This window comes from Kitasatospora sp. NPDC057542 (assembly GCF_042801945.1).
In the GTDB taxonomy this organism is placed as follows: domain Bacteria; phylum Actinomycetota; class Actinomycetes; order Streptomycetales; family Streptomycetaceae; genus Kitasatospora.
Window position 1 is genome coordinate 20383 of record NZ_JBHVFE010000067.1, and the last position, 6944, is coordinate 27326.

At 74.7% G+C, this 6944-nt stretch carries 6 protein-coding genes; 4 read left to right on the plus strand and 2 right to left on the minus strand.

Going from position 1 to position 6944, the window contains the following annotated elements; translation table 11 throughout:
• Positions 1–273: 273 nt before the first annotated feature.
• Complete coding sequence (locus ACFU7Y_RS11770) at positions 274–1584, plus strand: S8 family serine peptidase (RefSeq protein WP_380767630.1); 1311 nt, start codon at positions 274–276, stop codon at positions 1582–1584.
• A gap of 336 nt (positions 1585–1920) precedes the next feature.
• On the opposite strand, the gene ACFU7Y_RS11775 is transcribed toward ACFU7Y_RS11770, so the two are convergent.
• A complete protein-coding gene (locus ACFU7Y_RS11775; protein ID WP_380767631.1) occupies positions 1921–2811 on the minus strand; it encodes a hypothetical protein in 891 nt (296 codons plus the stop codon).
• Between the two features lie 238 nt (positions 2812–3049).
• Positions 3050–4540 carry an alpha/beta hydrolase family protein gene (locus tag ACFU7Y_RS11780; RefSeq protein ID WP_380767632.1) on the minus strand — a complete coding sequence of 497 codons (1491 nt, stop codon included), beginning with the start codon at positions 4538–4540 and terminating at the stop codon, positions 3050–3052.
• A 459-nt stretch (positions 4541–4999) separates the two neighbouring features.
• Here ACFU7Y_RS11780 and ACFU7Y_RS11785 point away from each other — a divergent pair, with 459 nt between their 5' ends.
• The 3 genes from ACFU7Y_RS11785 to ACFU7Y_RS11795 are packed head-to-tail and all read left to right on the plus strand — an operon-like array spanning position 5000 to position 6819.
• Positions 5000–5950, plus strand: coding sequence for a sensor histidine kinase (locus ACFU7Y_RS11785; protein ID WP_380767633.1), 951 nt, complete (start codon positions 5000–5002; stop codon positions 5948–5950).
• 21 nt (positions 5951–5971) lie between these two features.
• Positions 5972–6160: a hypothetical protein gene (locus ACFU7Y_RS11790; RefSeq protein ID WP_380767635.1), complete on the plus strand. Its 189-nt coding sequence runs from the start codon at positions 5972–5974 to the stop codon at positions 6158–6160.
• Positions 6157–6819: a response regulator transcription factor gene (locus tag ACFU7Y_RS11795; RefSeq protein ID WP_224282565.1), complete on the plus strand. Its 663-nt coding sequence runs from the start codon at positions 6157–6159 to the stop codon at positions 6817–6819. Before ACFU7Y_RS11790 ends, ACFU7Y_RS11795 begins: the two co-directional genes overlap by 4 nt.
• Positions 6820–6944 lie beyond the last annotated feature (125 nt).

Genomic DNA, 6944 nt, shown 5'->3' on the forward strand with positions numbered 1-6944 from the left:
CCGGTGGGCCGGTGGCGTGAGTCCGCCCGCGGGCACCGGTGGCCGACCGGCGGAACCGGGCCGGTGCGAGACCGGTTGCGCCGCCGGGGTGACCGCGGTGCGGTGTCCGGCGTCATGCGGTGTCGGCCGTCGGCGTGCCACGGACCGTCGGCGATGATGGCGACCACATCGAGCGGTCCACTCACGTGGGGCCGCGAGTCCAACCGGAATTCGGCTCAGGTCGGGTGACGCCTCAACGGGTTCCGCGCCCCGGCCGGCGGAACGAGGAGTCCCATGAGGCCCACCCCACTGATGCGGTCCCTGCTCGTCCTTCCCCTGCTGCTGGCCCTGGCGGGCGTCGCCGCGCCCGCGCAGGCCCTGACGCCCACCGGCAGCGGCGTGCAGCCGTCCGGCCCCGCGGCCGTGACGGCCGAACGTGCCTGCGCACCGGCCCCGGCCGCTGCGGCGGACGCACCGACCGTGGCGCTGACCGCCCCGTCCGGCGAGGTGGCCGAGGTGCCGGCCGACCTGCGGGCGCCCTGCCTCGCCCTGATCCGGACCGACCTGCCCCGGCTGCGGCACCCGCGGCCGGACACCGAGCCGCCGGGCTTCGGAGCGCGCGACCTCCAGGCCGCCTACGACCTGCCCCGCAACGGCGGCGGGGACCGGACGGTGGCCATCGTGGTGGCCTTCGACGACCGCACCGCCGAGAGCGACCTCGCGGTCTACCGGGAGCAGTACCACCTGCCACCGTGCACCACGGCCAACGGGTGCTTCCGCAAGATCAACCAGAACGGCGGCTCGACCCCGCCGCCGACCACCGATCCCGGCTGGGTGGTGGAGACCGCCACCGACCTCGCCGCCGTCAGCGCCGCCTGCCCGGACTGCCACCTCCTGCTGGTCGAGGCCGACGACGACCTGCTCCGCAACGAGATCCACGCGGTCGGCCAGGCCTTCCAGCAGGGCGCCACGTTCATCTCGATGAGCTTCGGCGCGCCGGAATTCCCCAACCAGACGCTCGTCGACGCGTTCTTCAACCACCGCGGCATCGCGTTCGTGGCCAGCAGCGGTGACAACGGCTACCCCAACCCGATCTACCCCGCGGCCTCCCAGTTCGTCACCGCCGCCGGCGGCACCAGCCTGCACCGGGTACACCGCCGCGTGCCGCCGTTCACCCGCCCGGGCTGGTCCGAGAGCGCCTGGTCCGGCTCCGGCTCCGGCTGCTCGCTCTTCGACCCGAAGCCGTCCTGGCAGCACGACCCCGGCTGCGCCAACCGCACCATCGCCGACGTCTCCGCCGTCGCCGACCCCGGCACCGGCATCGCGGTGTACTTCACCGACCCCAACGACGGGGCCGGCTGGCACGTGATCGGTGGCACCAGCGTCGCCGCGCCGCTGATCACCGGCATGTACGCGGTCGCCGGCACGCCCGGCGCCAACGACTTCGCCGCCTCCTACCCCTACGCCCGGCCCCGGGCCTTCAACGACATCGTCACCGGCTCCACCGGCTCCTGCGGCGGCTCCTACCTGTGCACAGCGGTCCGCGGCTACGACGGACCCACCGGCATCGGCACACCTCACGGCGTCCGCGGGCTGCGGCGCTGACACGCCCGCACACCGGGTCACGGCGCACCGGACCGCCTCCACGGCGCCCGGTGCGCCTGCGCGTCGGCGGGGCTCTTGAGCTCGACGTCCGACGCTCTTGTCGATCGTCGTGGTGGTTGCCCGGGTGAGTGATGGGGCGTCATCCGGCCGCGCAGACCGGCAGGTGCACGGTGACCGGGATACTCGGCGGCGTGGGGTCGACGCGCACCTGGTCCCATGACCACGAGTCCGGCAGGCGCGGGCAGCAGCCGGCCTCGACACTGCGGCATGATCACCCGGACCGGTCGGAACGTCGAAAGCCGAGCCGACCCTCGCGGCAGCGGGCCCGGCCCGCACTCAACACGCGGGCCGAAGCGATCGGCCGCAGCCCCGTAGCGCCGCCCTGGCCCGGGCGGCGCCGGTACGGGTGACGGCCTCGCCGCCGCCGATCCCGGCGGGCCGGGGTGCGAGGCCCGCGCAGGGGCCGCAGATTCCCGGACGGGGCACCGGGTCATGGCACTTGGCGCACTCGGCGTACCGGGACGCGGCGGGCCGCACGGCGGCCGGGGCGGGTGGCATCTTGCGCTCCAGGCGGTAGCGGAGCACCGCGAGCGCCGAGTGCATCGGGGCGGGCAGGCCCGGCAGCAGGGCCTGGGCGAGGTCGGCGGGGCTGCTGCCGCGCTCCAGCCACTGCGCGACCAGGGGAGCGAGTTCACGCGCCTCGGCCTCGCCCAGGCGCAGGCGCGGCTCCGGGCGGATCACCCGGAACAGCGTGGCGACGGCCTCGCGGAGCTGCTCGTCCGGCACCTCCGCGACCTGATCGTCTGCTTCCTGATGGGCAGTCACCTGTTCGGCGGGGAGGGAGGGTTCTTGGTGCCGGTCCTTTGGAAGGGCGCCGGCGCCGCCGGTGGCCGCTCGGCCGGGAACCGGACGGGTGGCACCCGGCGGCGGCGCGAGCTGCGGGGTGTCGTAGACGTGGGTCTCGGTGACGATCGTGCCGTCGGGCCTGCGGATCTTCTCGACGCGGTAGTACCCGGCGGCGGTCAGCTCCTTCAGGGCCTTGCGGATCGCGCCGCGCCCCTGGGGGCTGGTGTCGGCCATGTGCCGGCCGTCCTCGCGCCGGCCGTCCGGGCGGGAGAGGAGGTCCGCGAGCAGGCCGCGGGCGGTGTACGAGAGCCGTCGGCACTGCAGCATGCCGTTGGGCAACACGGTGAAGTCGCGCACGTGGGCGCTACGATGAACACGCATCGGGAGTGTTGGCTCCTGTTGCCGGACCCCGGGGTGTTGGTAGCACCGCCGGGGTCGCCTGTTTTCGGTTGAGGTAACGGAACGTACCACGGCGATCACGCACACAACGGGCGTTCGCGACAACTGCTCCGACCGAGGAGCCGTCCGCTCCTGACGGCCCCGCGCGGGAAGTCGGCGGGTCCGACTTCCTGCGCCCGAGGGGGCCGCCCCGGCGCCGTCGCCGCAGCGGCCCCCGGCTTCACCCATGGCCGCCCGGGTGGTGGACGCTGAGGCTGCCGTAGGCCGGCAGAACGCCGGCCGGGTCGCCGGGTTTGCCCCGCAGTACGGAGTCCAGGAAGGCGAGGGTGGCCGCGGCGACGACGCGCGGGCTCCCGGTGCGGCCCAGGGAGCCGACGATCGAGGGCACGGGCGGCAGGTACAGGGGGCCGTCCATGAACGTGAGATGTGCGGCGCCGGGGACGGTGAGCCGGTAGCTCGTCGCGGTGCTGGCGTCGAGGGCCTCGGTGAGGCGAGGAAGGTAGCGCGGGTCGGTTGCCGGGGTGACGGCCTGGGTGAGCGCGAGCGTCGGCTGGTCGAGGGCGGGCGAGGCGGGGCCGTGGGGGTAGCCGTCCAGATCGATGACGGTGTCGAAGCGGCGGTCCTGCCGGGCCGCCTGCAGGGCGGCGGCACCGCCCATGGAGTGGCCGGTCACCGCGGCCCGGCCGGTGTCCAGGCGTCCGGTCAGCGGGTCGGCGCCCTCACCCCGGTCCAGGGCGTCCAGCCGGGTGAGGACGAAGCCGAGGTCGGCGGCCCGAACCGCCGTCCAGCCGGCCGCCAGCTCCTCGTCCTTGGCCGGGTCGCCGGTGGAGGCGGTCTCGGTGGTGATCGTCCGGCCGTCGGCGAGGACGACGGCGGCGGAGTCGTACGGGTGGTCGAGGGCGGCGACCACGTAGCCGTGGCTGGCGAGTTCCTCCGCCCAGGCGGTGTTCTGGGTGCGCACTCCGCCCGACCCGGGAGAGAACAGCACGACCGGGAACCGTTCGCCGCCGCCGGCCACCGGGGCGTCGAAGACCGCACGGCTGCGGGCCAGCGGGACGCCGTCGACCAGGAATCCGGGCAGGCCGACGCCGCGGGCGAGGGCCTCGGAGACGGTGCGCGCCTCGTGCTCCGTGCGTCCGAGGTACTGGGCCCGCCGCACGCCCGCGGGGCTCTTCTGCGCGGGGTACCAGAGCTGGACCACGACCGTGCGCAGGTCGCCGGGATCGGCGGTGAAGGTCTCGGGGCGGCGCGGGTCGGTCCACTGCACCACGCGGGTGCCGACCGCGAAGGCGCCCGTCGGCTCGGGGAACACGGGTACGGGAAAGGCCCAGGCGGCCACCGGGCCCGTGGCGATCAGGCCGGCGCAGGCCACCGATCCCGGCAGCGCCAGCCACCAGCGGGCCCGCCACGCCGGCCGGCCGGTACGGCGCCGCAGCAGGGGGGAGAGGGCGAACGGCAACGCGAAGGCGGCGCCCGCCAGTACCGGCAGCAGCTGCCAGCGAATCCCCGCCACGCCCAGCACGATCGCGGACGGCAGGAGAACCGCCCCCGCCGCGATCGTGACGCGCGGGCGGGCGACGGGGGGAAGCCAGCGCGCCACCACCAGCGCGACGGCACCCAGCAGGGCGAGGATCTCCAGGGGGGACATGGGCAGTCCCGCGATGTTCTCGGTCACCCGGCCATGCTCGGCGCCGGGCCTGCGCCGCCGCATCGATCACGGGTCGTCATCGTGGGCGACCGGGGTCGCAATCCGCGGCAGGCCCCTTTGCCACCGGAGTGGCAGTCGGGCACGCCGGATCGGCGGCCGCTCTGCGACCCCGGGAGGCAGCGGGACTCCTCCTGCGGTCGTATCCCGGCACGGTGCCCTCAGACGGTGGACTCATGTGCGGCGCGGGCCCGCGGCCTACGGTGACAGGGCCGCGGTACGTGCCGGGCGGCGCGAGGCGTACGGTCCCCGTACCCGACGCTGATCCGGCTGCCCGCGGTGGTGGCCCCGGCCGGGGCCACCATGACGCCGAACCGACAGGAACGTGCGATGGCCGAGGCGGCCGCGGAACCCGGCCATGCCCAACGGGTGCGGGAGCGGGACTGGTTGCATGCGTGGTGGGCGAGGGCGGCCCTACGGCTGACGAGGTACGCCGACCGGGCCTCCGCACGAGCGGCGCGACCGGTGACGGCCGCCGTGCGCCGGGGCTCCCGGCTGCCGCCCGCGGTGTGGGACGCGCTGCTGCCGGCGCTCCTGCTCCTCAACGTCATCACCACGCGCGCGCCGCACGAGCTGCCGGTGGCCACGGCCCTCACCGCCGCCCTCGCGCTGCCCCTGCTGTGGCGGCGCCGGGCCCCGTTCACGGTGTTCGGCGCCGTGGCGGCCGCGGCCTTCGTCCAGTGGCTGATGGACGTCCAACTGCCGGCCGACATCGCCCTGCTGGTGGCCCTGTGCACGGTGGCCGCGAACACGGGCCGGCGCGGCACGCTCGTCGCCGGTGCCGTCGTGGAGGCAGGGGTCCTCCTGGCCTGCCTGCGCTGGACGACGGAAGGCGCGTTCCTGACCCCCTTCGTCGCGGCCACCGCGATGACCGTCGCCGCCGCCGTCCTCGGCGTGAACGTGCGCACCACGCGCGCCTACCTCGCGGCCCTGGAGGAACGGGCCGCACGCCTGCAGCAGGAGCAGGAACAGCAGGCGCGACTGGCCGTCGCCAAGGAAAGGGCCCGCATCACCCGGGAGATGCACGACATCGTCACCCACAACCTGTCCGTCATGGTCGCGCTCACCGACGCTGCCGTCTACGCCCAGCACCGGTTGCCCGACAAGGCCACCGCCGCGATGCTCCAGATCTCCGAGACGGGCCGGCAGGCCCTGACCGACATGCGGCGCTCGCTGGGCGTCCTGCGGACCGACGAACCGGACGCGCAGCGCCACCCGCTGCCCGGCATCGCCCAACTGGAGGCCCTCGCCGACCAGATGTGCGCCGCCGGACTGCCCACCCGTCTCGACGTCCACGGCGGCCACGCCCACATTCCCGCCACCGCACAACTCACCGTCTACCGCCTGGTACAGGAAGCCTTGACCAACAGCCTCAAGCACACGCCCACCGGCACCCGCGCGAGTGTCCGGATCTAGTGCTCGACCGGGGCCGTCACCGTGGACGTCACCGACAGCGGCCCCCGCCCGCCACGTCCCGCCGCCACACCGTCCGGCCACGGCATCCCCGGCATGCGCGAACGCTCGGCCGCCTACGGGGGGACGCTGCAGGCCGGACCGCTCCCGGGCGGCGGCTGGGGAGTCCACACCCGGCTGCTCCTCGACAGCGGTGCGGCGGCGTCCGCATGACGATCCGCATCCTGATCGCCGACGACGAAGCACTGCTCCGCATGGCCTTCAGCACGGTCCTGGAGGCCCAGCCCGACATGGCACCGGTCGGCGAGGCCGCGGACGGCGCCCAGGCCGTACGCCTCGCCCGGGAACTGCGCCCCGACGTCGTCCTCATGGACGTCCGGATGCCCGGGACCGACGGGATCGAGGCGACCCGGCAGGTCATCGGGGTCTCCCCGCAGAGCAGAGTGCTCATCCTCACCACCTTCGACCTCGACGAGTACGCCTTCGCCGGACTCAACGCCGGAGCCTCCGGCTTCCTGCTGAAGAACACCAGGCCCGAGGAACTGCTCACCGCGATCCGCAACGTCGCCGCGGGCGACGCGGCGCTCTCCCCGCGGATCACCCGCCGCCTGCTGGAGAACCTCCGCCCCCACATCCCCGACGGCCGCAGCGCCGACCACGACGAGCGGCTGAGCCGGCTCAGCGCCCGTGAACGCGAGGTGCTCGTCCAGGTGGGCTGCGGCCTGTCCAACACCGAGATCGCGGCTGCCCTGTACCTCGCGGAGGCGACCGTGAAGTCCCACCTGGGGCGCATCCTGCACAAGCTCGAACTCCGCGACCGGATCCAGGCCGTGGTCTTCGCCTACGAAAGCCGCCTCATCCACCCGGCATGACGCCGCCCTGCGCCGCCACGCCCCTTCACCCACAACACGATCGACCACACCGCCGCCCCGGGCCCCGCCACCTGCCGAACCCGGGCTGTCCCAGCCACCAACCGCGCGCAGGAAGTCGACGGGGT

Bases quoted from the DNA above. Each gene is read 5' to 3' on its own strand.
- ACFU7Y_RS11775 (WP_380767631.1), bottom strand. From the start codon at position 2,811: ATGCGTGTTCATCGTAGCGCCCACGTGCGCGACTTCACCGTGTTGCCC.
- ACFU7Y_RS11770 (WP_380767630.1), top strand. From the start codon at position 274: ATGAGGCCCACCCCACTGATGCGGTCCCTGCTCGTCCTTCCCCTGCTG.
- ACFU7Y_RS11795 (WP_224282565.1), top strand. From the start codon at position 6,157: ATGACGATCCGCATCCTGATCGCCGACGACGAAGCACTGCTCCGCATG.
- ACFU7Y_RS11780 (WP_380767632.1), bottom strand. From the start codon at position 4,540: ATGCGGCGGCGCAGGCCCGGCGCCGAGCATGGCCGGGTGACCGAGAAC.